General features: G+C 71.0%; 17 protein-coding genes. 8 read left to right on the top strand and 9 right to left on the bottom strand.

Annotation, left to right across the window (positions count from 1 at the left end; genetic code table 11):
* Window positions 1–122: 122 nt before the first annotated feature.
* Together ACIN94_RS14640 and ACIN94_RS14645 are read left to right on the top strand one after the other, a co-directional pair.
* Window positions 123–1223 (top strand): HesA/MoeB/ThiF family protein, encoded by a 1101-nt coding sequence (locus tag ACIN94_RS14640; protein WP_400705001.1) that lies wholly within the window; start codon window positions 123–125, stop codon window positions 1221–1223.
* The gene (locus tag ACIN94_RS14645; RefSeq protein ID WP_400705004.1) at window positions 1220–2470 is read left to right on the top strand and encodes a hypothetical protein; all 1251 of its coding nucleotides are present in this window, start codon (window positions 1220–1222) and stop codon (window positions 2468–2470) included. The genes ACIN94_RS14640 and ACIN94_RS14645 overlap by 4 nt, the downstream gene beginning before the upstream one ends.
* A 242-nt stretch (window positions 2471–2712) precedes the next feature.
* Here ACIN94_RS14645 and thpR read toward each other — a convergent pair whose 3' ends face one another.
* From thpR to ACIN94_RS14665, 4 genes are all read right to left on the bottom strand, one after another.
* A complete protein-coding gene (gene thpR / locus ACIN94_RS14650) occupies window positions 2713–3285 on the bottom strand; it encodes an RNA 2',3'-cyclic phosphodiesterase (protein ID WP_400705007.1) in 573 nt (190 codons plus the stop codon).
* The gene (locus ACIN94_RS14655) at window positions 3242–4483 is read right to left on the bottom strand and encodes an MFS transporter (protein WP_400705010.1); all 1242 of its coding nucleotides are present in this window, start codon (window positions 4481–4483) and stop codon (window positions 3242–3244) included. Before ACIN94_RS14655 ends, thpR begins: the two co-directional genes overlap by 44 nt.
* An 80-nt stretch (window positions 4484–4563) precedes the next feature.
* A complete protein-coding gene (locus ACIN94_RS14660; RefSeq protein ID WP_400705013.1) occupies window positions 4564–5025 on the bottom strand; it encodes a MarR family winged helix-turn-helix transcriptional regulator in 462 nt (153 codons plus the stop codon).
* A gap of 410 nt (window positions 5026–5435) precedes the next feature.
* Window positions 5436–6896 carry an NCS2 family permease gene (locus tag ACIN94_RS14665; protein ID WP_400705016.1) on the bottom strand — a complete coding sequence of 487 codons (1461 nt, stop codon included), beginning with the start codon at window positions 6894–6896 and terminating at the stop codon, window positions 5436–5438.
* A gap of 131 nt (window positions 6897–7027) precedes the next feature.
* On the opposite strand from ACIN94_RS14665, the gene ACIN94_RS14670 reads away from it, so the two are divergent.
* Window positions 7028–7318 (top strand): DUF2530 domain-containing protein, encoded by a 291-nt coding sequence (locus tag ACIN94_RS14670; protein ID WP_400705019.1) that lies wholly within the window; start codon window positions 7028–7030, stop codon window positions 7316–7318.
* Between the two features lie 64 nt (window positions 7319–7382).
* Here ACIN94_RS14670 and ACIN94_RS14675 read toward each other — a convergent pair whose 3' ends face one another.
* Together ACIN94_RS14675 and ACIN94_RS14680 are read right to left on the bottom strand one after the other, a co-directional pair.
* Window positions 7383–10421: a sacsin N-terminal ATP-binding-like domain-containing protein gene (locus ACIN94_RS14675; protein WP_400705022.1), complete on the bottom strand. Its 3039-nt coding sequence runs from the start codon at window positions 10419–10421 to the stop codon at window positions 7383–7385.
* 92 nt (window positions 10422–10513) lie between these two features.
* The gene (locus ACIN94_RS14680; protein WP_400705025.1) at window positions 10514–11332 is read right to left on the bottom strand and encodes a DUF3027 domain-containing protein; all 819 of its coding nucleotides are present in this window, start codon (window positions 11330–11332) and stop codon (window positions 10514–10516) included.
* Between the two features lie 198 nt (window positions 11333–11530).
* Here ACIN94_RS14680 and ACIN94_RS14685 point away from each other — a divergent pair, with 198 nt between their 5' ends.
* Window positions 11531–13198, top strand: coding sequence for an MFS transporter (locus ACIN94_RS14685; protein ID WP_400705028.1), 1668 nt, complete (start codon window positions 11531–11533; stop codon window positions 13196–13198).
* Between the two features lie 27 nt (window positions 13199–13225).
* Here the strand turns inward: ACIN94_RS14685 and ACIN94_RS14690 are convergent, their stop codons facing one another.
* Both ACIN94_RS14690 and ACIN94_RS14695 read right to left on the bottom strand, forming a co-directional pair.
* Window positions 13226–13624, bottom strand: coding sequence for a cold-shock protein (locus ACIN94_RS14690; protein ID WP_400705030.1), 399 nt, complete (start codon window positions 13622–13624; stop codon window positions 13226–13228).
* A 90-nt stretch (window positions 13625–13714) separates the two neighbouring features.
* Entirely contained in the window at window positions 13715–14344 is a 630-nt protein-coding gene (locus ACIN94_RS14695) for an HAD family hydrolase (protein WP_400705033.1), read from the bottom strand.
* Window positions 14345–14636: 292 nt separating this feature from the next.
* Between ACIN94_RS14695 and ACIN94_RS14700 the strand changes: the two genes are divergently transcribed.
* From ACIN94_RS14700 to ACIN94_RS14710, 3 genes are all read left to right on the top strand, one after another.
* On the top strand, window positions 14637–17018 hold the full coding sequence (locus tag ACIN94_RS14700) for a helicase-associated domain-containing protein (RefSeq protein WP_400705036.1): 2382 nt from the start codon (window positions 14637–14639) through the stop codon (window positions 17016–17018).
* A gap of 207 nt (window positions 17019–17225) precedes the next feature.
* Window positions 17226–17801: a hypothetical protein gene (locus ACIN94_RS14705; RefSeq protein ID WP_400705039.1), complete on the top strand. Its 576-nt coding sequence runs from the start codon at window positions 17226–17228 to the stop codon at window positions 17799–17801.
* Window positions 17802–17937: 136 nt separating this feature from the next.
* A complete protein-coding gene (locus ACIN94_RS14710; protein WP_400705042.1) occupies window positions 17938–19584 on the top strand; it encodes a DNA repair helicase XPB in 1647 nt (548 codons plus the stop codon).
* A 192-nt stretch (window positions 19585–19776) separates the two neighbouring features.
* Here ACIN94_RS14710 and ACIN94_RS14715 read toward each other — a convergent pair whose 3' ends face one another.
* On the bottom strand, window positions 19777–21264 hold the full coding sequence (locus tag ACIN94_RS14715; protein ID WP_400705044.1) for a S1 family peptidase: 1488 nt from the start codon (window positions 21262–21264) through the stop codon (window positions 19777–19779).
* A 326-nt stretch (window positions 21265–21590) separates the two neighbouring features.
* Here ACIN94_RS14715 and ACIN94_RS14720 point away from each other — a divergent pair, with 326 nt between their 5' ends.
* A complete protein-coding gene (locus tag ACIN94_RS14720; protein WP_400705047.1) occupies window positions 21591–23609 on the top strand; it encodes a HelD family protein in 2019 nt (672 codons plus the stop codon).
* Window positions 23610–23647 lie beyond the last annotated feature (38 nt).

Consider the following 23647-nt stretch of genomic DNA (forward strand, 5'->3'; position numbering starts at 1 on the left):
TCAAGGCGACCCAGAACCCCGCCACGTGAGGCGCTGACGCCGCCTGACGATTTCTCCCACGGGGAGGGGGCTCGTTCCCCCTCCCCGTGGGGCCCAACATGTGTACCGGCGCGGGAGGCACGATGCGTGTGGCGTTGAAGGAATGTGAGTGGGAGGCGACCGGTGAGGATCTCCTCATCGTCTTCGACGCTCGCGAGGCGATCACCCTGAGCGATCCCGCTGGGCAGGTGGCCGCGCTCCTGAGCGAGCTGCGCCGGGCCCCGCAGACCGCGGCCGAGCTGAGCATCGCCCTCGACAGGCAGGGGTTCCGCCTCTCCGAGGAGGACGTCAGCCGGGGCCTGAGCGGGCTTGACTCCCTGGGCCTGGTCGAGGACGCCGACGGCACGGGCCTCGGCGACCCGGGCGAGGACGAACGGCACTTCTCGAACCTCAGCTTCTACGGCACCTACTCCGCCCTGGACCGCCACCGCGCCGCGTTCCTCCGGCCGATGCGCGATGCCCACGTCCTGGTGCTCGGCGTCGGCGGGGGCGGCTCCTCCCTGGTGCAGTGCCTGGCCGGCCTCGGCGTCGGCGAGATGACGCTGGTCGACCACGACCGCGTCGAATCCCGTAACTTCGCCCGGCAGTTCCTCTACCGGCATGCGGACATCGGCCTGCAGAAGGCCGAGCGCGCGGCCGCGTGGGTGCGCGACTACGACCCGAGCATCAAGGTGCACGCCGTCGACCGCTGCATCGCCGCCCCCGAGGACCTCGCGGACCTGGTCCAGGACATCGACCTGATCGCGGGCGGCCTCGACGGCCATCCCCACGCCAACCTATGGGTGAACGAGGCCGCAGTCCGGGCCGGCGTCCCCTACGTCCTGGGGGGTGCCAACCGCAGCCAGCTCATGTACCTCTCCGTGGATCCGGGCCGAACGGCGTGCCTGGCCTGCGACTACGCGGACCAGCCGGCCGAGGGCAGCTCGGAGAGGATCGCCTACCGGATCGCGGAGAACATGAAGCTGAGCAACCCGCTTACCGGGCCGATGGCGATGCAGGTCGGCTCGCTGCTCGCCTTCGAGGCGCAGCGGTACCTCACCGGCTACGAACCACCCCGCGCGGCCGGGTTCCGGGTCACCCTTGATCTACGCGAGGGGCTGGTGCCCGAGTGGCAGCCCCTGCCCAAGAACCCGGAGTGTCCGGTCTGCCTCCAGGCGCCGCCACGCGAGGGTGAGCGCCGGTGACCACCACCCCCGGCTCCGCCGCGGTCAGGCTCAGGCCGCTCAGCGTCGTTCCCGAGGGCGAGGACGAGGTTCTGGTGGGCGACCCCGCCACCGGCACCTTCGTGACGATCCCGGCGGTCGGCGGGGTGGTGATCGCCGCCCTTCAGCGGGGAGCGAGCCTCGACGAGGCGGCGGCCGAGGCTGAGAAGTTCGCCGGCCAGCCGGTCAACGTGCCGTCGTTCGTCGCCACCCTCGGGGAGCTCGGCTTCCTGGCCGAGGACACCGGCGACGAGGATTCGGGGGAGGGCGCCGCGTCGGAACCCGTCCGCACCGCACCCATTCAGGCCCGCCGCTGGATGACCGGCGTCCGCCCGGAGGCGGTACGCCCCTTCTTCGGCCCCGTGGCCTGGACCTGCTATGCCGCCTGCCTGCTTTTCGCGCTGGGCGTCTTCGCCCTCCGGCCCGGTCTGATTCCCAACCCGGCCGAGGACGCCTTCCCCTTCGACGACACCGGGCTGAGCGCGCTGGCCTGGATTCCCTTCGTGTGGTTCGCGGCGGCCAGCCACGAGTGCGGCCACTGGCTCGGCGCGCGGGCTCTCGGCATCCAGACCCGCTTCGGTGTCGACCGCCGCATGATCATGCTCGTTTTCGAAACAGACCTCACCCAGCTGTGGACACTCCCGCGCCGCCAGCGGTACGGCCCACTGCTGGCGGGCCTGGCCGTGGACTCCGTGCTGCTCGCCGTGCTGCTCACCGGTCGGCTGCTGATCGACACCGGCCTCTGGTCAGCCCCGGACCTGGTCGAGTCGCTACTGGCCGCCTGGGTGTTCATCAAGGTCATGCAGATGCTCTGGCAGAGCCTCGTCTTTCTTCGCACCGACCTCTACGCGGTACTGGTCAACGCCCTGGGCTGCCGCAACCTGTGGCGCGTGAAGTCGCTGATGCTGCGGCGGGCCTTCGGGAGGCTGACGGCGGAGGAAGCCGAGGAACTGGCGGACTCGACCGAAGCCGACCTGCGCGCCGGACGCTGGTTCCGCTGGGTGTGGCTGGCGGGATTCCTCGGAGTGACCGCCTGGTTCTGCCTCCTGCTGCTGCCAGTCTTCGTGAAGGTCCTGGTCTGGGCGGCCGACGGCCTGGCCGAGGGCCCCCTGGTTGCCGGGTTCTGGTACAGGCTGCTCTGTACGGGCCTGCTGCTGGGCCCCGAGACCCTGGCCCTGGCGCTGGCCATCAGGGAGTACGCAGGGCGACTCGCCGCCCGGCGGGCTTGATCTTCCTCAGCCGCCCCGGACCCGTCCCGGACGGCCTCGCAATCCCCCACCCATCGGGCGAGGAATCGGCCAGACCAGTCACGGAACCGACCTGAGCGGGCCACCCGGCACGATCACATGCTGAAGATGGCCCGCTTAACACCAGTCACCTAGGAGATCAAGGCGCCGATCACCACGAGGAGCACGAGCAGCACGAGCACCGTGGGCAGCAGCCAACGACGGGGACGATCCACGCCTGGAGCTTAGCTCTGCCCACCGGGTGCCCGCGCCTTCAGGGGGTAGGCGGCGATCGTCTCGTAGCGGACCACCGCACCCAGGTGGCTTCTCACCAGGTGTACGGCGCCCGCCTCCCAGGCGGTCCCCGCGAACGGACCGAAGTCCTCGACCAGGCGGCTCAGGTCGACCTCGTCGCGGGACCGGGCCAGGGTCAGGTGCGGGCGGAGCTGCCGCCGGTCGGTATGGACGGCTCCCGCCCGCTGCGCCCCCGCCGCCAGCGAGCGGGCCAGCCGGACGAGCTGCGGGTGGGGGCCGTCCAGGCCGGTCCAGAAGACACGCGCCCGGCGGGGCGAGGGGAACGCGCCCGCGCCGATGAACGACAGCGTCATCGGCGCGTAGCGCGACGCGGCCCGGGCGAGCCGCGTCTCCAGGTCGGGCAGGACCTCCGGCGGGACCTCACCCAGGAACGACAGCGTCACATGCCAGTTCGCCGAGTGCGGCCAGCGGAGTTCGGGCCACGCGGCGCGGTGAGGTTCGAGGGCGCGGGCGAGCTCGTCACGCGCGTCCCGCGGCGGCGAGAACCCCACGAACAGTCGCATGCGACCTCCTGCTGAGCATCTTGGTCAGCATTATCGCCGCACCGACGCCGACGAGGGTGAGCACCCCGCCGATCACGACACCCGTGCGGGGTCCGCCCAGCTCGGAGATCCAGCCGAGCAGCGGCGCGCCCATCGGGGCACCGCCGGTCATCACCAGGACGTAGATGCCCATCACCCGGCCGCGCATCTCCGGTGAGGAGGCGAGCTGCACACTGGTGTTGGCGGCCGTGTTGACCGTGATCAGCGCGATACCCGCGGGGATGAGGAACAGCAGGTAGAACGGGTACCAAGGGGCCAGGCCGGTGACGATCTGGAACAGCCCGAAGGACACCGCGCCGCCGATCAGCAGCTTCCGGCTGGGCCGTGCCCGCCGGGCCGCCAGCAGCGCCCCGCCCAGCGCGCCCACCGCGAACATGCTGGAGGCCAGGCCGAAGGAGGACGCGCCCGCACCGAAGACCTGGCGGGCCATCAGCGCTATGGACATCGAGAACGCCTGGGTGAACAGCGACACGAAGGCGACCAGCAGTATCGGCATCAGCAGGTCGGGCCGCCCCAGCACGTAGCGCAGCCCATCGCGGAGCTGGCCCTTGGCCCTGGGCACCGGCTCGGGAGTGGTCAGCTCCGAGGCGCGCATCAGTGCCATGCCGCCGAGCACGGCGCCGAACGACAGACCGTTGAGCAGGAACATCGGGCCCGTGCCGCCGAGCGCGAAGATCAGCACACCCGCGACGGCCGGACCGACCACGCGGGCCAGGTTGAAGCTGGAGGCGTTCAGCGCGATGGCGTTGGGCAGGTCCTGGCGGCCGACCATCTCCACCACGAAGGACTGCCGGGTCGGCACCTCGACGCAGGAGATGAGGCCGAGCGTGAAGGCCATCACGTAGACGTGCCAGACCTGGGCGTGACCGGTCACGACGAGCAGGCCCATGGTGAGGGCCAGCATGCCCATGAGCGACTGGGCGACCATGAGCAGCTGCCGCTTGGGATAGCGGTCGGCGAGCACGCCGCCCCAGAGGCCGAAGAGCATCAGCGGCAGGAACTGCAGCGCGGTGGTCAGACCCAGCGCGGTGGCGCTGCCGTTCGTCAGGTCCAGCACCAGCCAGTCCTGCGCGGTGCGCTGCATCCAGCCACCGACGTTGGAGATGACGCCGCCGATCGCGAACAGCCGGTAGTTGCGGTTGCGCAGCGACCGGAACATCCCGCTCTGCTCCGCGTCAGGTGCGGCGTGCGCCTCGGCGTCCTGCGGGATCGCCGAGGCACTGGGTTCCTCGGGTTCGGCTAAATCCGGCTGAGCTTCTCCAGAATCGGAGCCGCCTGCCGGAGCACCGACCTCTCCTCGACTGTCAGTTCCTTCAACTGCTGCGTCAGCCACGCCTCCTTGCGGCGGCGTTCCTCCTTCAGCAGCGTTGAACCCTGCTCGGTCACGTTCACGGACACCTGGCGCCGGTCGGTCGGGTGCGGCGTTCGCGACACCAGCCCCCGCTCTTCCAGTACGGCGATCACGCGGGTCATCGAGGGCGGTTGCACCTTCTCGAGCTCGGCCAATTCGCCGGGGGTTATCCCGGAATGCCGTTCCACGGCGGCGAGCGTCGCGAGCTGGGTGGGAGTCAGCGAGTGTGCCGCGGCCTGCCTGCGCAGGCGCCTGTTCAGGCGTGCCAGCGACACGCGCAGTGCCGAAGCCAGACCGGCGTCGCTGCGCAGGCTCGCGACGGGGTCCTTCCTGGGGTGATTCGTTAGCATAAGTCATTACCTTTGCTAACTATATATGAACTCACGGGATTCCTCTCCAAGCGATGTTTTCCTCGACGCGGCCGTACCGCGTGACAGACCGGCGGACGGCCACCGATCCCAGCATGACGCCCCCGCCGAGAGGAACCGGCAGGGGCGTCATGACCAGGGCGTTCTCAGTTCACCGACCCCGGCGGAGCCGCCCACTCGGTCTCGATGTCGGCGGCCTTCGCGATCGTCGCGAAGTCGCGGTCGTAGTGGAGCACCTTGAGCCCGTGGTGCCGCGCGGTGACCGCGATGGTCTTTCGCCGGAGAGAGATCGGAACAGGCTCAGAAGCGTCCCGATCCGGCCGTGCCCGGGAGTCGGACCGCCCGTGCTGCCAGATGAGCCGGGGTCCGCGCGGACCCCGGTTCACGAGGGATTACAGACCAAGAAGGGTCTTGATGGGGCCGAGGGCGAAGTAGAGGACGAACAGGGCGGCCACCACCCACATCAGGAGGTGGACCTCGCGTGCCTTGCCCTTGACCAGCTTGATCAGCACGAAGCTGACGAAGCCGGCGCCGATGCCGTTGGCGATGGAGTAGCTGAACGGCATGAGCACGATCGTGAGGAACGCCGGGATGGCGATCTCGTAGTCGGTGAAGTCGATCTCGCGGATCGCGGTCATCATCAGGAAGCCGACGATGACCAGCGCCGGGGCGGCGGCCTCGTGGGGGACCACCCCGACCAGCGGCGAGACGAAGATGGCCAGCAGGAACAGCACACCGGTGACCACGCTGGCCAGGCCGGTGCGCGCGCCCTCTCCGACGCCCGCGGCCGACTCGACATAGGTCGTGTTGGAGGAGACCGAGGCCGCGCCGCCGACCGCCGCACCGATGGAGTCGACGAGGAGGATCTCGCGGGTCCTCTCCATCGTGCCGTCCTCCTTGATCAGCCCAGCCTGTCCGCCGACACCCACGATCGTGCCCATGGTGTCGAAGAAGTCAGTGATCAGCAGGGTGAAGATGAACAGCAGGGCCAGAATGACCGAGACGGAGCTGAAGGCACCGAGCGGGTCGAACTCCTTGAACAGCACCAGCGGGTTGTGGAACCCGAAGATCTCCTCGGGCATCCGCGGGACGATGAGCCGCCAGCCCGACGGGTTCGGGGCGTCGGGCGTCCCTGAACCGCCGACCTTGGTCACGGCCTCGACGACGATCGCGAGGACCGTGGTGGCGACGATGCCGATCAGGATGGCGCCCTTCACCTTCCGGGCCACCAGGAGGGCGATCGTCAGCAGTCCGACCACGAACACGAAGATCGGCCAGCTGGTCAGATCGCCGCCGATGCCGAGTTCCAGCGGTACGGCGGGCGCCTGGCGGACGAAGCCCGCGTCCACGAAACCGATCAGTGCGATGAACAGGCCGATGCCGACGCTGGTCGCGGTCTTGAGCTGGGACGGGATGGCGTTGAACACCGCTGTGCGGAAGCCGGTCAGCACCAGGAGTCCGATGATCACGCCTTCGAGGAAGACCAGACCCATGGCCGACTCCCACGACATCTGCGAGGCGATGCCGTAGGTGACGAAGGCGTTGAGGCCGAGTCCTGCCGCCATCGCGAACGGAACCTTGCCGATGACGCCCATGAGGATGCTCATGACACCGGCCACGAAGGCGGTACCGGCGGCGACCAGGGGGATGGGCGCCTCGAGCGCGTCGGCGATGAACTGGCCCTCGGCGTCCTTCGCAGTGGCGATGATCAGGGGGTTGAGCACGACGATGTAGGCCATCGTGAAGAAGGTGGCGAGGCCACCACGGACTTCCTGACCTACCGACGAACCACGGTCAGAAATGTGAAAGAAACGGTCAAGTGCGCTTAATTGGGAGGTTTTGCTATCACTCACGGACGCAGGGTGGCAGCGGCTATCCCCTACCGGAAGTCTAGGGTTCCGATAGTGATGTTTTTGAGATGGATCCGTGCCCTCACCGGGGCCGTTTTGCAGGTAGAGAGACCCGGTCGCCTACGCTGGAGTGCGTGAACCAGCCTCGCCGTCCGGAGCTCCAGCCGTTGAAGACCAACGACACGGTCACGATCCTCACGGGCACGGGCCTGTGGGCGGTCGCCCTGGTCGTGCTCCTGATCGCGCAGCCGGATGCCGAGCACCACTGGTGGATCTGGACCTGCGTGGCGGGCATCTGCGGCGGCCTGTTCGGCCTGTGGTACGTCCGGCGCCGCGACCGCCGGGGCCCGCCGCCCGGCTCCGAGGACCAGACCGAGCCCGCCACGGCGGTCCCGCCCGCCTCTCCCACCCCGCCGTTCCCCTGACGGCAGGCCGCCCCAGCCCGGCCGTGCCCGCGGCCAGGCTGGGGCGGACATCCGCGGAACGCGTCTAGCCGGTCGAGGCGGTCCAGCTGTCCAGATCAGCCTCGGCGAGCAGCAGCGGCACCGCGGCCGGGTCGCGCAGCAGCGCGGCAGCGGCGAGCCGGTCGCTCCACTGGCCCGACGCCCACGCGAGCCCGCGTGCCAGGCCCTCCACACCCGTGGCGTGCACCGCGCCCTCGAAGAACCGCCAGGTCGCGGGGACGCCGTCCACCAGTAGCTTCTCGTGGTCCACGTAGGTGGCGGGCGCGCCCGGCAGCAGTGACCGTACGGCGGGCGGGACCTCGCGGACCGTGCCCGAGGAGGTCACCTCACCCGCGGCCTCCTCCCCGGCCATCGGCAGGTCGAGCAGTTCCGACAGCGCCTCGGCCAGGTCGAACGGGGCCAGGATCAGCGGCCGGTCCGCGACCAGCGGGAGCAGGTCCGGCGCTTCGACCACGACCGGCTCGCCCTCCTCGCCCTCGGTGTCGGCGACGACGATCTCGCCGTTGAGGACGGCCCGGACCGCCCGGGGGGGCGCGACGCGGGCGGGGGCGACGCCGGCGAGAGCCACCCACAGGGACCGGAGCTGGGCCCGGTCCACCTCGATCGCGGGGTCGGCGAGCAGCTCCAGGAGCTCGTCGGGGCCACCGTGCGAGGCGAGGAGGTCGGGCAGGGTCGTCCGGACGCCGATCATCTCCAGCGCGGCCTCGTCGATGCCCCCGGAGGCGTCGCCGTACAGGCCGAACAGCAGCGGGTCACCGGCCGGGAGCCGCAGCTCGGTGGGGCGCCTGCCGTCCAGCACGGGGTGGGTGGACAGCCACCAGGCGGTGTAGGAGGGCACCTCCACGACCTCGCCCGCGACCAGGACCCGCAGCGGGTGCAGGACCGAACGGAGCGGCGGGCGCGACAGCAGCGCGAGCGCCGAGGGCCAGTCCGCGACGTACTCCAGGTCACGGACGGCGGAGAACTCCCGGGCGACCGGCGGCACGTCCATCTCCGGCAGCAGGTCGAGAACGGTCTCCAGCCACTCGTCCTCGCGGTCGAGGTCGTGGTCGCAGTCATCCGGGTCGATCATGACGTCGGTGTCGTTCACCACGGCGAAGCCGTCGAGCACTCCGGCCGCGGCCAGGACACGCGGGCCGTACCGCTCCACCAGCTCGGGCGCGGCCGTACCGAAATGCGTCTCCTCATCCAGCAGCCCGGCCAGCGAACCGTCGGCCAGGAGCAGCTCACCCGCCGGGTACAGCTCACCGTCGGTGCCGCGCAGCGCCAGCTCGGCCAGCCACGGAGCCTCGCCCGCAGCCAGCCCTGCGGCCTCCACCAGCGCGAGGACCGCCTGGGCCACCGGCTCGGCGTCGGGACTGTCGAGGGACTGCGCGACGGCGGCGCGGGTCAGCGGGTCCTCCAGGACCGTCCGGGGCGTCGCCTCGCCCGCGCCGAGCCGGAGCAGCAGGGGGTGGGCGGCGTCCGGGTGGACGACGCGCAGCCCCAGCGGGGCGAGCACTCCCGGGTCCAGCGCGGAGCCGTTGGCCAGCAGCAGCGTGCCCCTCGGCCCCCGGACCAGGCGGCCGTCGGCCAGCGGTACCGGCAGCGCGCCGAGCGCCTCGGGGTCGTCGGCGGGCAGCACCTCGTACAGCGACCGCCACCAGGCCGGGTCCCTGTCGGAGACGGCGTCGCCGGAGAGCATGTCCACGACGTCGGCGAGCTGCACCCGCCGGACACCGAGCGTGGTGATCGCGGGGTGCCGGGACGGCCACCCGGCGGGCAGCAGGCCGGGCACCATGGCGGCGATCTTCTCCAGCAGCTCCGCCGGGGCCGCCACCACGGACGCCTGCCGTCCCGTCACGGCCAGGCCCTCGCCGCCCGCGGGCGGGTTCTCACCGCGTGCGGGCAGGCCCTCGCCGTCGGCCGGCGGGGAGAGGGCGGGGAGCAGCGGGACGTCGGGGAGCCGGCGCAGGATCGCCCGGCGGATGTGGGCGTCGAGCTCACCCTTGCCCATCAGGCCGGGGACGAGATCGAGCAGCTTGGGCGTGCGGGGCAGCCCGCCGAGCAGGTCGACATAGGCGTCGGCGGCACGCTCGACCAGGAATTCGGTCAGCGCGCCCATGGCCACGTGCCGCCGGTCGGTGGCCATCGGGAACGAGGCGATCAGCAGCGCGGGCAGGTCCAGCGGCTCGTCGCTCGGCGTCGGCGCGTGCACCACCGGGGGGACCCGCGCGGGAAGCGGCCGGGGCTCCCCCGAGTCGCCGTCGACGGGCACGGCCCAGCGGACCAGCCAGTGCGGGCGGGCGCGCTCCTCGGTCGGCCGGTCGGCGAACAGTTCGGCCACCTGCTCCGGAGTGAACCGCCCGGAGGCCGACACCACCTGCCAGCCGTCCGGCAGGACCGTCCGCACCTCGCCGTCCAGGTCGATCTCGATCGACTCCAGCGCGGGCAGGCCGAGCAGCAGCGCGGGACCGGTCTCCCGCAGCATCCGCCGGACGGCGTCCTCGGCCGCCCGGTCACGGAGCGGCAGCCGCACCAGCGTGTCGAATCCCGCGGGGACCTCCAGCGGACCGGCGGGGAACGGCAGGCGGAGCAGCGGTACGTGCCGGCCGCGCTCGGCGAGCTCCTTGGCCAGCGCGGGCTCGGCGGCCACCAGGGCCGTGGTCTGGTCACGCGACCAGCGGACGACCCCGGACCCGAGCGAGCCGATCACCGGCTCGTCGGTTACCGACACCACGGCCGCGAAGCCGACACCGAACCGGCCGGCCATGCCGGATTCGTCGCGCTTACCGGAGACGCGCAGCGTGGACAGACCTTCGATCCCGACGGCGTCCAGCGGGACGCCGGTGTTGGCGGCCGACAGCACCCCCTCACGCAGCGACAGGCGCAGCCGGCCGGGCATCCCCGCGCGGAGCGCGGCGTCGGCGGCGTTCTGGGCGAGCTCGACGATCAGCCGGTCGCGGTAGCCGCCGAGCGCGAAGTCCTCCTCGGCGTTGGCGTCCTCCCGGAAACGCGCGGGCGAGGCCGTCCAGGCCGCGAGCACGGCGGAGCGCAGTCGATCGGTGCCGAAAATGTCAGTCACAGCGATGAGTCCAAAGGTCGAAGGGCCCGCGGGTCACGTCGCACGGCAGCCGGCCGAGCCCGGGTGACCCGGTGGCCTGCGGGGGCGTCGGATCAGGAATGTCCGAGCGGCTCGGTGTCGGCGTCCTCCACGGACCCGGCCAGTTCCGCCTCCGGGGGCTCCTCGGTGAGGTGGTCGTAGGCGAGGTCGTCGAGGATGGGCGAGGTGGGCTCGACCTGGTGCGGCAGCACGGCGGCCTCGGAGTGCGCGCCGCAGCCGTGGTCGGCGGCGACCACGCGGCCGTCGTCGGGAGCGAACTCGTTGGTGCAGACGCCGAAGCCGACCCCCAGCGCACCGGCCAGCGGCCAGTAGAAGCCACAGGTCGAGCACTGGGCGGGGGCGGCGTGGGCGATCGGCGTGTGCGGGCCGGGATCACCGGAGTGCCAGCGCCGCACGACGCGGTCACGGCCGATCGGGGAGAGCACCCGGGCCCGGCCGAGGCCGTACTCGAAGATCATCTGGCGGTCGGAGTCGTCGGCGGTCTCGGTGAAGCCGGGCGCCAGCCGGTCGTCGTCGGCGGCGGTGGGCAGCAGGTCGCCCACCCCGAGGTCTCCGGGGCGCAGCCGCTCGCTCCACGGCACCCACTCCGGCGGCAGCAGCGCGCCGGATCCGGGCAGGAGCACGACCTCGCTGACCGTCACGTTCCGCGCCCGGGACGCCCGGGCGACGGTGACGGCCCAGCGCCAGCCACGGTAGGCACGGTCGAGACAGTCGAAGTAATGGGTGATGACACGCTCGCCCTCACCCTCGACGCCGAGGTGCTCGCCCACATCGCCGGGCCTGACGTTCTCCTCGATGGCGGAGCGGGCCAGGTCAACGGCGGCGACACATGCCGGGTCAAGCGGTGCGGTACGGGATCGGGTACGGCTCACGGGCCCTCCTCCGTCGGCCTCGCTCGCAGGCTGCTGGGCCAATTGGCTCGCTCGCTGCGCTGACTCACACTTCATTCTCGCCTATGCCCGGAGCGTACTGCACCGCTACCGGGCCGTGAGACGGGAGCATCACCACGTGAACGTTGAGGTGATTGGGCATCAGCCATGGAGCTGATGTCATCGGGTAAGACTGAATGCGTGGCAAATGGGTGGGAACGGGCACGGAAGACGGCGGGCGAGGCCTCCCGTCTGATCGGCCGCTCAGCCGCCGAGGCGGGACGGGCCACCGTGCGCGCGGGCAGGAGCACGGGGCGGGCGACCGTGCGGGCCGGCCGTGGTGCGGCGAGCGGGACGCAGTGGGTCGGCAGGGCCACGCGGCGGCTGACCCACGCCCAGGGCGCGGGCCGTACGGGGCTGGGACAGCTGATCGAGCTGACGGCGGCGCAGAGCGCGGGCGACGCGCTGGTCACCGCGGCCCTGGCCGGGACGCTGTTCAAGCTTCCGGTGAACGAGGCCCGCGGCCAGGTCGCCCTCTATCTGCTGATCACGATGATCCCCTTCGTGGTGGTCGCGCCGTTCGTCGGCCCGGTCCTCGACCGGTTCCGCTCGGGCCGGCGCTTCGTGATGGCGGGCACCCTGTTCGGCCGAGGCCTGCTCTGCTTCGCGATGGCGGCGGCGATCATCCCGGGAGACGTGTTCACCATCTTTCCCGGAGCACTGGCCGTGCTGGTGCTGTCGAAGGCCTACAGCGTCTCCCGCGCGGCGATCATGCCGAATGTGCTGCCCGCCGATATCGCGCTGGTCACCGCCAACGCCAGGGTCGCCCTGTTCGCGCTGGTCACGGCCGGTGTAGCGGTTCCGCTCGGCGCGGGGGCCAGCGCGTGGCTCGGCGCCGAGTGGGTGTTGCGGGGGGCGACGGTGTTCTTCCTGCTCCAGGGTGTTCTGGCCGTACGGCTTCCGCGTCACGTCGACTCCCCCGACCTGGAGCTGGACGGGGAGGGCGAGGAGCGACCGCCCCGCTGGCGCACCATGCTCAACGTGGGCCCGGTGGTCACCGAGGCGATGAACGCCAACGTGGCCATCCGCCTCTACTCCGGATTCCTGCTCTTCTACCTGCTCTTCCTCGTCCAGGACAGGAAGCTGCCCGGCCTCGCCCCGGCCGTCACGATCGGCGTGCTGGCGGTGGCCGCCGGAGCCGGCGGCCTGGCCGGAACGGTCGTGGCCTCCTGGATACGCACCCGCTCCCCGCAGCTCATCGTGCTGTCCACGCTCGCCCTGTCGACCGTGACCACGGCGGTGGCGGCGGTCATGTTCACCCTGTGGACCGCGGTGGCCGTCGCGCTGATGGCCGCGTTCGCCCAGGGCCTGGGCAAACTCGCGCTGGACGCGATCGTGCAGCGCGAGATCGGCGAGGAGGTGCGTTCGTCCACCTTCGGTGTGGTGGAGGCGTTCCTGCAGATCGCCTGGGTGGTCGGCGGCCTGGCCGGCCTGTGGCTGTCGCTGTTCGCCACCGGGACCGCCGGGCTCACGGTGATGGCCACGGCGCTGGGCGGCTCGCTCGGCTGGCTGCTGCTACGGCGCCGCGGGCGGCTCCACGTGAGGGACGCCAGGGTCGAGGCCGCCCGGGCGGGCGGCCGGAAGCCCCCGGCACCCGACGTCCGGCCGGCGGCCCCCGATGACAGGCACCCGGCACCCGACGCCTGGCCGGCCACCCCCGATGACCGGGCCCCGGCACCCGATGACCGGCCTGCGGCTCCGCGGGAGAGGCCGTGGCGGGACTCCCCGGGGACGACGGCCGCGATCGTCCGACACGATGATCCCCCGACGGAGAAGCGGACCAAGCCGCTGACCAACCCCCACGGCTGAGGCCGCGGGGGCATCAGGGGAGAACGGTCAGTCGTCCAGGTCGTCGGCCACGGCGCGGAGCACGGCGGCGATCTTCTTGGCGTGCACGGCCTCGGGATGCTTGCCCTTCTGGTAGGACGTGGAGGCCGCATCCAGGAGTTTGATCAGATCTTCCACGATGACGACCATCTCGTCGGGCTTCTTGCGCTTGCCCTTCGGTTTGGCCGCCTTGGCCAGCGTGGGGGGCTGGTCGATCACGCGGACCGAGAGCGCCTGCTGGCCGCGGCGCCCTTCCGCCACGCCGAACTCGACCTTCTGCCCCGGTTTGAGCGCGTCCACGCCCCCGGGCAGCGCGGAAGAATGCACGAAGACCTCACCGCCGTCGTCGCGGGTGAGGAAGCCGAAACCCTTGTCGGCGTCGTACCACTTGACCTTGCCACTCGGCACAGGGGTGACCTCGTTCAGACTGTCGTGAAAAGGAATAGATGTAGGTTATGCCCAGCGGACGCCGAGGGCGACCGTCTATTCGGGCCCGAATTACACGAGTGCGGCGGGGATCCGCCAGCCGTCGAACCAGTCGGCGAACTCGGTCAGATCGCCGAGCACCACGTCGGCTCCGTGATCGCGCAGCTCTCCCGCCGGGTAGCGGCCGGTCGCCACCGCCACGCTGACCACGTCCCCCGCCCGGGCCCCCTCGATGTCGGCGACGTGGTCTCCGACGTAGGCCGCCGCGCCGAACCTCGCGAGTGCCGGGCCCTTCGCCGCCGCGAAGACCGATCCGGCGATCTCCTCCACCTCCAGTCCGAGGAACTCGACGGTCCTGGACGCGTCAAGGGCGTTCTTCCCCGTCACCACGATGACCCTGCCACCGGCCCGCCGTACGGCCTCGACGGCCTCGCGCGCACCGGGCATGAGGGTGGTCGCCGGGACGGCGATCGAGGGGTACAGCGACCGGAAGAGGGCGACGGCCTCAGGGATCTCCTCGGCAGGCAGCCAGTTGGCCAGCTCCCACTCCAGCGGCGGCCCCAGCCTCGCCACCACGGCGGCGCTGTCGATGGTGACGCCGAGGCGCAGCGCCACCTCGTCGTAGACGGCGGCGATACCGGCGCGCGTGTCCGCGAGCGTCAAGTCCAGGTCGAACCCCACCGAACTCATCCGGTCACTCACCGTTCCTCATCCGTTTCGCGGAGAATGTTCTCCGCTGCCCCCTGGAAGCATGCCAAATCTCTGGAAACAGAGGTAATTTCAGCCGCTGTACGCGATGCCACCTGCGATGACACCTTTCGGGACAGGCCACCCAGCGACGGGAGAGTGCGGTCATGGGCCTGCCCCTGCGATCGGCCGTCCAGGCGCCCGGCCGGACCGTAGAAGTCCCTACCTCCCTCATTTACGGCCGATCATAAGAAAACGGGCTTTCCCTGAGCCCCCGCTGTCGGTAAGGCCTCCTACCATTGACGGAATGAGCACGGAGTTCACCGAGTGGCTGCGCAGCCGGAGCGACGACCAGTTGCGGGCCCTCGTCGCCGTGCGACCCGAGCTCATCACCCCCGTCCCGGCACACCTCGAAGGGCTGGCCGGGCGGGCGAGCAGCACGTCGGCGATCGGCCGGGTGCTCGACCGGCTCGACCTGTTCGCGCTCTCGGTCATCGAGACGCTGGCCGTGCTCCCGTCGCCGATCACCGCCAAGGCGCTCCGTGCCCAGCTGGCCCGCGCGCTGCGGGGATCGCCGGACGCGGCGTTCAGGAGCGCACTCGGGGAGACGGTCGAGCGGCTGCGGACCCTGGCCCTGGTCTACGGGCCCGACAGCGCCCTGGCGCCGGCCCCCGGCGTGCGGGAGAACCTCGAAACCCCCGCGGGGCTCGGGCCGCCCGCGGTGGAGGTGTTCAGGCACCATCCCACCGAGCGCCTGGCCGAGCTGGTCCAGGACATCGGCGGCGACAGCGGTGACGGCACCAAGGAGACCCTCGCCGGGCTGCTCGGCGACCCCGGAGTCGTCGGACGGCTGATCCAGGACGTCTCGCCGCAGGCCCGGGCCGCGCTCAACGAGCTGGCCTGGGGACCCCCCAGCGGCCGGGTGCCCAACGCCCGCCGGGAGGTGCGGGCCGCCACCGCCCAGTCGCCGATCGAGCAGCTGCTCTCCCGCGCGCTGCTCGGCGCCACCGGCGAGGAGACCGTCGTCCTGCCGCGCGAGGTCGGCCTGTTCCTGCGGGACGGCCGGATCCACCGGGACCTCTCCCCCGTCCCGCCCGCACTGGACGGCGCCGACCGCGACCGGAGACTCGCCGACCGCACGGCCGCGGGGCAGGCGTTCGCGGTCACCCGCGCGGTGGAGGAGCTGTGCGAGCGTTGGAGCATCGACCCTCCCGGCGTGCTCCGCGGCGGCGGCCTGGCCGTACGCGACCTGAAACGAGCCGCGGGCATGCTCGACCTGCCCGAATGGGTGGCCGGACTGGTCATCGAGGTGGCGTACGCGGCCGGGCTGGTGTCCACGAGCGGCACGGTGGACGGCGACTGGCTGCCCACCCCGGCCTACGACGCCTGGCGGGTCAAGGGCACCGAGGACCGCTGGACGGTGCTGGCCACGACCTGGCTCACCATGGACCGGGTGCCGGGCATGATCGGCGAGCGCGACGAGCGCGACCGGCTGCTCAACGCCCTCCAGCCCGACCTGCGCCGCTCGGCGGCCGCCGAGGTCCGCACCACCACGCTGGGCGTGCTCGTCGCCGCCGGTCCCGGCCTGGCGCCCACCGCGGAGTCGGTGCGCGAGCGCCTGGCCTGGGAGCAACCCCGCCGCCGCGGCGGCCACCGCGACCAGCTGGTGGAGTTCACGCTGCGCGAGGCCGAGCAGATCGGGGTCACCGGCCTCGGCGCGATCGTCGACCACGGCCGCGCCCTGCTCCCCTGCGGCGACCGCGCGATGTCGGCGGGCCGGCTCCTGGCCCCGCTGCTGCCGGAGCCGCTCGACCACGTGCTCCTCCAGGCCGATCTGACCGCCGTCGCCCCCGGACCGCTCACGAGCGATCTGAGGCGGTGGCTGGCCCTGTCCGCCGACGTGGAGTCCACCGGGGGCGCGACGGTCTACCGGTTCGACGAACGGTCGATCCGGCGGGCGCTCGACGCGGGGCAGAGCGCCGACGAGATGCTGGCCATGCTGGAGCGGCACTCGGCCACGCCCGTCCCGCAGCCGCTCAGCTACCTGGTCACGGACGTCGCCCGCCGCCATGGCCGGATGCGCGTCGGTACGGCCAGCGCCTACGTGCGCTGCGACGACCCCTCGCTGCTGGATGAGGTGATGGCCGACAGGCGCGCGCTGCCACTGCGGCTGCGCCGGCTCGCTCCCACCGTGATCGCCTCCAAGACCTCCCGGCCGACCCTGGTCGACTCGCTGCGCGCGATGGGCTACGCCCCGGCGGCCGAGTCCCTGGACGGCGACGTGATCATCACCCAGCTCGACGTCCGCAGGACCGACGGCCAGCCCCTCGTCCGGCCCGCCGCCACGTTCGGCGGCCTGGAGGCCGACGTCGTGGCGGCGGCCGTCCGCGCCGTCCGCGCCGGCGACGCCGCGCACCTGGCACGCCGCGCCCCCGTGGACGCCCCCGGCGGGCAGGTCCCCCGCTCCCCCGCGACCACCACCATCGTGGCGTTGCGCGAGGCCATCCGGCAGGGCTCCCAGGTCTGGATCGGCTACCTCGACTCTCAGGGCAACTCCACCAGCCGGATCCTCGAACCCGCCCGGATGGAGGGCGGCTATCTCACCGCCTACGACGAGACCCGTGCGGCGGTGCACCGCTTCGCCCTGCACCGGATCACCGGTATCTCCGATATCCCCGACATCAACTGACGGTGATGCTGTACGTGATGACGCCGCAGGTGGGCCTGCCCCATCAACTGACTGACGTTCCGCCCCGGGAGCGGCCGCGAGTCAGGTGAAGATCTTTCCTACCCCGTCCGACCGGGTGCGACCGCGTTCCCCACGTCCCGCGTGGCGCACCCCAATATCGTGATATCCGTTGATGTTTCCGACTCAACAGAATTGAGACGATCTACAGTGAGCAGCGGTCACCCCGAGGGTCCCAGCACGAATCCGGATGACTGGAAGAGCCCGTACAGCACCGGTCCCGGTCAGAGCCCCGGATACGGCCAGCAGCCCTACGGCTACGAGCAGCCCGGCCAGGGCTACGGCCAGCAGAGCCCGGGATACGGACAGCCCGGCCAGAGCCAGGGTTATGGACAGCCTGGGCAGAGCTACGGCCAGCAGGGCTACGGCGAGCCCGGTCAGGGCTACGGCGAGCCGGGACAGTACGGCGTGCAGCCCTACGGGCAGTACCAGCCCGGCTACGGCTACCCGCCCCCGCCGCAGCAGAACAACGACGGGGTCAGGACCCACGCGATCGTCGCGCTCGTCATCAGCATCGTGATGGCACTGAGCTGCTACGTCAGCCTGGGCGGGATCGCCGGAGCCATCCTGTCCGGCATCGCGTTGGGCAAGGTCCAGACCGACCCCAGGGGCGCCAGGAACCTCCTCAAGTGGACCTGGATCAGCATCGGCATCAACGTCGCGCTCATTATCCTGGGGGTCATCGCCTTCATCGTCGTGGCCACCACCAGCACGTCCAGCATCTGAGCCGGTCAGGGACTGTCCAGAGGCCCATCTCCGTTGGACATACGGGGGGCGGGGACCCGAGGGCCGGGAACGGACCGGCAGGTCACCCGCGCGAGTGCGACCATGGGCTCGCCAGCCGTACACAAGGGAGAAGTCTTTGACTGACGGACCGTTGATCGTTCAATCCGACAAGACCCTGCTCCTTGAGGTCGGCCACGGCATGGCCGACGAGTGCCGCAAGGCGATCGCGCCCTTCGCCGAGCTGGAGCGTGCCCCCGAGCACGTGCACACCTACCGGATCACCCCGCTGGCCCTGTGGAACGCGCGGGCCGCCGGACATGACGCCGAGCAGGTGGTCGACGCGCTGATCGGTCACAGCCGCTACCCGGTGCCACACGCGCTGCTGGTGGACATCGCCGAGACCATGGCGCGGTACGGCAGGCTCCGGCTGGAGAAGCACCCCGTCCACGGGCTCGTGCTGACCAGCACCGACCGGGCCGTGCTGGAGGAGGTGCTGCGCTCCAAGAAGATCCAGCCGCTGCTGGGCGAGCGGCTGGACGCCGACGCCGTGGCGGTGTACCCCAGCGAGCGCGGCAACATCAAGCAGCACCTGCTCAAGCTGGGCTGGCCGGCCGAGGACATGGCCGGATACGTCAACGGCGAGCACCACCCGATCGAGCTGGCCGAGGAAGGCTGGCAGCTCCGCTCCTACCAGCGGGAGGCCGCCGCCGCCTTCTGGCACGGCGGCTCGGGCGTGGTCGTGCTCCCCTGCGGCGCGGGCAAGACGATCGTGGGCGCGGCGGCGATGGCGCACGCCAAGGCGACGACACTGATCCTGGTGACGAACACGGTCTCGGCGCACCAGTGGAAGCAGGAGCTGATCAGGCGGACCTCGCTGACCGAGGACGAGATCGGCGAATACACCGGCACCAAGAAGGAGATCCGGCCGGTCACCATCGCCACCTACCAGGTGATGACGGCCCGCAGACAGGGCGTCTACCGCCACCTGGAGCTGTTCGACGCCCGCGACTGGGGTCTGGTCGTCTACGACGAGGTGCACCTGCTGCCCGCGCCGATCTTCCGGATGACCGCCGACCTGCAGGCCCGGCGGCGGGTGGGGCTGACCGCGACGCTCGTGCGCGAGGACGGCAGGGAGGGCGACGTGTTCTCCCTGATCGGCCCCAAGCGCTACGACGCACCGTGGAAGGAGATGGAGAACCAGGGCTGGATCGCCCCGGCCGACTGCGTCGAGGTGCGGGTGACGCTGACCGACGACGAGCGGCTCGCCTACGCGATGGCCGAGTCCGAGGAGCGCTACCGGTTCTGCGCGACCACACCGTCCAAGAGCCAGGTGACCGAGGCGCTGGTCCGGCGGCACCCGGGCGAGCAGGTGCTGGTCATCGGGCAGTACATCGACCAGCTCGACGAGCTGGGCGAGCACCTGAACGCGCCGGTGATCAAGGGCGAGACGAAGGTCAAGGAGCGGGAACGGCTGTTCCAGGCGTTCCGCGACAGGGAGATCCAGGTTCTGGTCGTCTCCAAGGTGGCCAACTTCTCCATCGACCTGCCGGAGGCCGCGGTGGCCATCCAGGTGTCGGGCACCTTCGGGTCACGGCAGGAGGAGGCCCAGCGGCTCGGCCGCGTGCTCCGGCCCAAGTCGGACGGGGGCGGGGCACGCTTCTACTCGGTGGTCAGCCGGGACACGGTCGACCAGGAGTTCGCCGCGCATCGGCAGCGTTTTCTGGCCGAGCAGGGATACGCCTACCAGATCATCGACGCGGACGACGTGCTCGCCGAGGAGTAGCGTCACACGGCGGACACGCCGTCGCCCGGGTCGATCAGGTCCACGAAACACCGCGGCTTTTCGACAAGGAAACCACCCCCCTCGCTGGGCCACAACGACCATTAGCGGCATACCCCATGATCTACAGAAGTCACCAGATTTAGGTGGGCTTTTCGGTATTTTGGCGCAGAATCACGGAGGGTTTCAGGCCGCTTACGGCGCCGTGTAGCCCAGCGCGTAGGGGCCGGAACCGCTTGCGGCGACCACGCGGTAGCGGTAGTAGCCGGGCGCGCCGATGTAGCGGATCGTCTCGCCGGGATTCGGGCTGACGGCGGTGGCGACGGTGAGCCAGCCGGATCCGCTCCGCTTTTCGAGATAGAGGTCGAAGTCGACGCCGTCGTTGGCTTCCAGGCAGCCGAAGTGCGTACCGGTGGCGCTGCGGTAGTAGCGGTTGTTCGGCTGGTAGACCGATTGGTCTCTGCTCAACGTGCCGGTGACGGTGTTGGGGTAGCCGGTGCAGGTGCCCGTGCTCAGCGGCGGAGGGTTACCGGCGGTGGTCACCAGGGCCAGGTCATAGGTCGTGAGGATCTCGTTGACCGGCTGGAAGTAGGTGACGCCTCCGGAGGTGCAGTCGCCGGAGCCGCCGGAGGTGATCCCCTGGGCCTGGTCGATGGAGATGAAAGGGCCGCCGGAGTCACCGGGTTCGGCGCAGACGTTGGTACGGGTCAGCCCGAAGACGTTGCCCTGGGGGTAGGTGACGCTGGCATCGGCCTGCTGGATGAGGCCGCAGTGCCAGCCGCTGGTGGAGCCGGACCGGCAGACCGAGGCGCCCTCGATGGCCACCCGGGAGCCGGCGACGCTCACCAGGTCGCCACCACCGCTGTCCGTCTGCGGTGTGAGCGTCCAATCGGCGTTCACGGCGATGAAGGCATAGTCGCTCTCCGGGAAGGTCGACGCCTGGAAGACGCCCTGAGGTGCCCGGTTGAAGCCGGCGGTGGTGGTGCCCGGCTTGCCACAGTGACCGGCGCTGATGAAACCCTTCTGGGTCTCCCCGATCACCGAGAAACCGGTCGAACAGCGACTTGTGGCGCCGATGAAGTAGCCCTGGCCGCCTATCAGGTCGGACAGGAGCCGGGGCCGCTCGGTGGAGGGCACGACTTTGACCGCCGTCGTGTCCACCCCGACGGCCTTGATGATGGCCTGAGCTGTCCTGGGTTCCTCGGCCAGGACGACGACCTCGTTGCTTGTCGTATCGATGTAGCGCACGCTGCCCGCACGCGGATGGCGGGGAAGGACATCGTCGAGTCTCTTCTTGATCACCTGAAGGTCCGTCAGTGACCGGCCGACGACCTTGGCCCTGGCGCCCATGATGGTGATCTGAGGGATGTCGGCGGGGTCGGTGGTGGCCACCACGAGGGTCTGCGCGGTGGGTCCCAGGAGCCAGGAGCCGGCGAAGCGGGTGCCGAGTCTCCTGCGCAGCTGCGTCGCGATCGGGGTCAGACGGATTTCGTTGAGGAGGCGGGCCTGGGCATGCTCGGCGCTGAGGCCGAGGTCCCGCTGGAGTGCCTCAAGCATGCCCGGTGGTGGCTTGGCCGACAGGGTGCCCGTTCTCGGGGAGGAGGCGGCAGCCGGGACGGCCGTCAGGACGAGTGCGATGATCGTCAGGGCGCAGCCCGTAATACTGGCACGTCTGCGGAACATGAGCCTCTCCTCGATCTCGACCTTCGGGCATCGGGGGAGAGAACGCCTTGCATCGCTGATTGATCATGCGATGTGGGCAACGTCATCTTAAGCTTGCTGTTGTCGCTTACAACCCAAAAGCCCCACGCCACGCGGGAGGCGACGGCAGAAGGCCGGCCGAACTCGGATCTTCTCCGAGAGATCTCCACTCGTATCAAGGTACGACCGGAGTTCGAGACGCCCCCCGGACTGCGATTAATCCTTTGGAGCGTGCGAAGGTCACCGGTAAGCTGGTCGGCTCGCTACCTGATGACCACCTCCGTTTATCGAATGGGAGGCGCTTCCGCGTGCCCGCACATCAACTGGCCCCCGACATAACCGACGACCCGGCCGAGACGCTCGCCGCCGAACGCGAGCATCTGGCCACCTCCAGAACCGCCCTGCGCGCGATGCGTGAACACGCCCAGTCCCTCTCCTCCGACGCCGCCGGCGACTGGGTCTCGCAGCAGATCCTGCAGGCGCTGCTGGACCAGCGGGTGGCGGCGCTCGCCGACCACTCCGGCACCCCCCTGTTCTTTGGCCGCCTCGACCGGTCCGTGGACGACGACCTTCCCGGCACCGTCTACGTCGGGCGCCGGCACGTCCACGACGACCGGAGCCGTCCCCTGGTGATCGACTGGCGCGCCCCGGTCTCCCGGGCCTTCTACCAGGCCAGCCCGTCCGACCCGATGGGCGTCGCACTCCGCCGCCGGTTCGGTTACCACGGCGGCGACCTGACCGCCTACGAGGACGAGCCGCTCGACCAGGGCGGCGCCCCGCAGCACAGCCGGATCCTCACCGAGGAGATCGAGCGGCCCCGCTCCGGTCCGATGCGCGACATCGTCGCGACCATCCAGCCCGACCAGGACGAGATCGTCCGCTCCGAGCTGGTCCAGACCGTGTGCGTCCAGGGAGCGCCCGGCACCGGGAAGACCGCCGTCGGCCTGCACCGGGCTGCCTACCTGCTCTTCACCCACCGGGAGAAGCTCGCCCGGTCCGGCGTGATGATCGTCGGCCCGAACCGGGCCTTCCTCTCCTACATCTCCTCCGTGCTCCCCGCCCTGGGCGAGGTCAAGGTCGACCAGACCACGGTCGCCGGGATCCTGGGTGACCACGCCGCGCCCGAGGACCCCGAGGTCGGTGCGGTCAAGGGCGACGCGAAGATGGCGCCGGTGCTCAGACGCGCCCTGTGGATGCACATCGTCAAGCCGACCGAGGGCGTGCTGTTCACCAAGGGCGTCAACCGCTACCGGGTGGCCGACTACGAGGTCCGCGAGGTCGTCGCGTCGCTGCGCGGGACCACCCGCTACGGCCCCGGCCGGGCGGCGCTCGCCCAGCGGCTGGCCCATCTGGTGCTCGTCCGGATGGAGCAGCGCGGCGAGTCCCCCGACGACCGGGTGCAGGACGCGGTGGCCCGGTCCAAGCCGGTCAAGCAGCTCGTGGACCAGGTGTGGCCCAAGCTCACCCCCCAGCAGGTGCTCCACCGCCTCTTCAGCGACCCCGAGTTCCTCGCCGCCGCCGCCAAGGACGACCTCACTGCCGACGAGCAGGCCCTGCTCCTGTGGGCGAAGCCGGCCAAGTCCTTCCGCTCGGCGAAGTGGTCGGCGGCCGACGGCGCGCTGATGGACGAGCTCGGTGACCTGATCGAGCGGACCGCTCCCCTGGGACACCTGGTCGTGGACGAGGCCCAGGACCTGTCGGCGATGCAGCTGCGCGCCCTCGGCCGGCGCTGCCGTACCGGCTCTGCCACCGTGCTGGGCGATCTCGCCCAGGGCACGACCCCCTGGTCGGCCCGCTCCTGGACCGAGGTCCTCACCCACCTGGGCTTCGAGAACGGCGCGGTCACCGAGCTCACCCTCGGCTTCCGCGTCCCCCGCGAGGTGCTCGACTACGCCGCCAGGCTGCTGCCCGCCGTCGCCCCCGACCTGGCCCCGCCCCGGTCGCTCCGCCCCGGTGTGGGATCGCTGTCGGTACGGCCGGCGCCCGACCCGGCCGCGTCTCTGACGCAGGCGGTGCGGGAGGCGCTCTCCCGCGAGGGCTCGATCGGGGTCATCGTCCCGGACGCCTCGGTCGCGGCCGTCTCCGCGTCCCTGTCCGGCCTGGACCACCGCGTGCTGAGCCCCGACTCGGTCGAGGAGCACCGCCTGCTGGTCATCCCGGCCACCCTGGCCAAGGGCCTGGAGTACGACCACGTCATCGTGGTCGAGCCAGCCGACATCGTGGACGCCGAACCACGCGGCCTGGCCCGCCTCTACGTGGTCCTGACCCGGGCGGTCACCTCCCTGACCGTCCTGCACACCCGGGACCTCCCCGCGCAGCTCCGCTGACTCCCCGGTCCACGGCCACCGCACGGTCTGTGGGTGCC

The organism is Streptosporangium sp. NPDC087985 (assembly GCF_044741965.1).
Taxonomy (GTDB): Bacteria; Actinomycetota; Actinomycetes; order Streptosporangiales; family Streptosporangiaceae; genus Streptosporangium.

Coding starts and splice junctions, on each gene's coding strand:
- ACIN94_RS14640 (WP_400705001.1), top strand. CDS start 123: ATGCGTGTGGCGTTGAAGGAATGTGAGTGGGAGGCGACCGGTGAGGAT.
- thpR (WP_400705007.1), bottom strand. CDS start 3,285: ATGCGACTGTTCGTGGGGTTCTCGCCGCCGCGGGACGCGCGTGACGAG.
- ACIN94_RS14655 (WP_400705010.1), bottom strand. CDS start 4,483: ATGTTCCGGTCGCTGCGCAACCGCAACTACCGGCTGTTCGCGATCGGC.
- ACIN94_RS14660 (WP_400705013.1), bottom strand. CDS start 5,025: ATGCTAACGAATCACCCCAGGAAGGACCCCGTCGCGAGCCTGCGCAGC.
- ACIN94_RS14700 (WP_400705036.1), top strand. CDS start 14,637: ATGAGCACGGAGTTCACCGAGTGGCTGCGCAGCCGGAGCGACGACCAG.
- ACIN94_RS14715 (WP_400705044.1), bottom strand. CDS start 21,264: ATGTTCCGCAGACGTGCCAGTATTACGGGCTGCGCCCTGACGATCATC.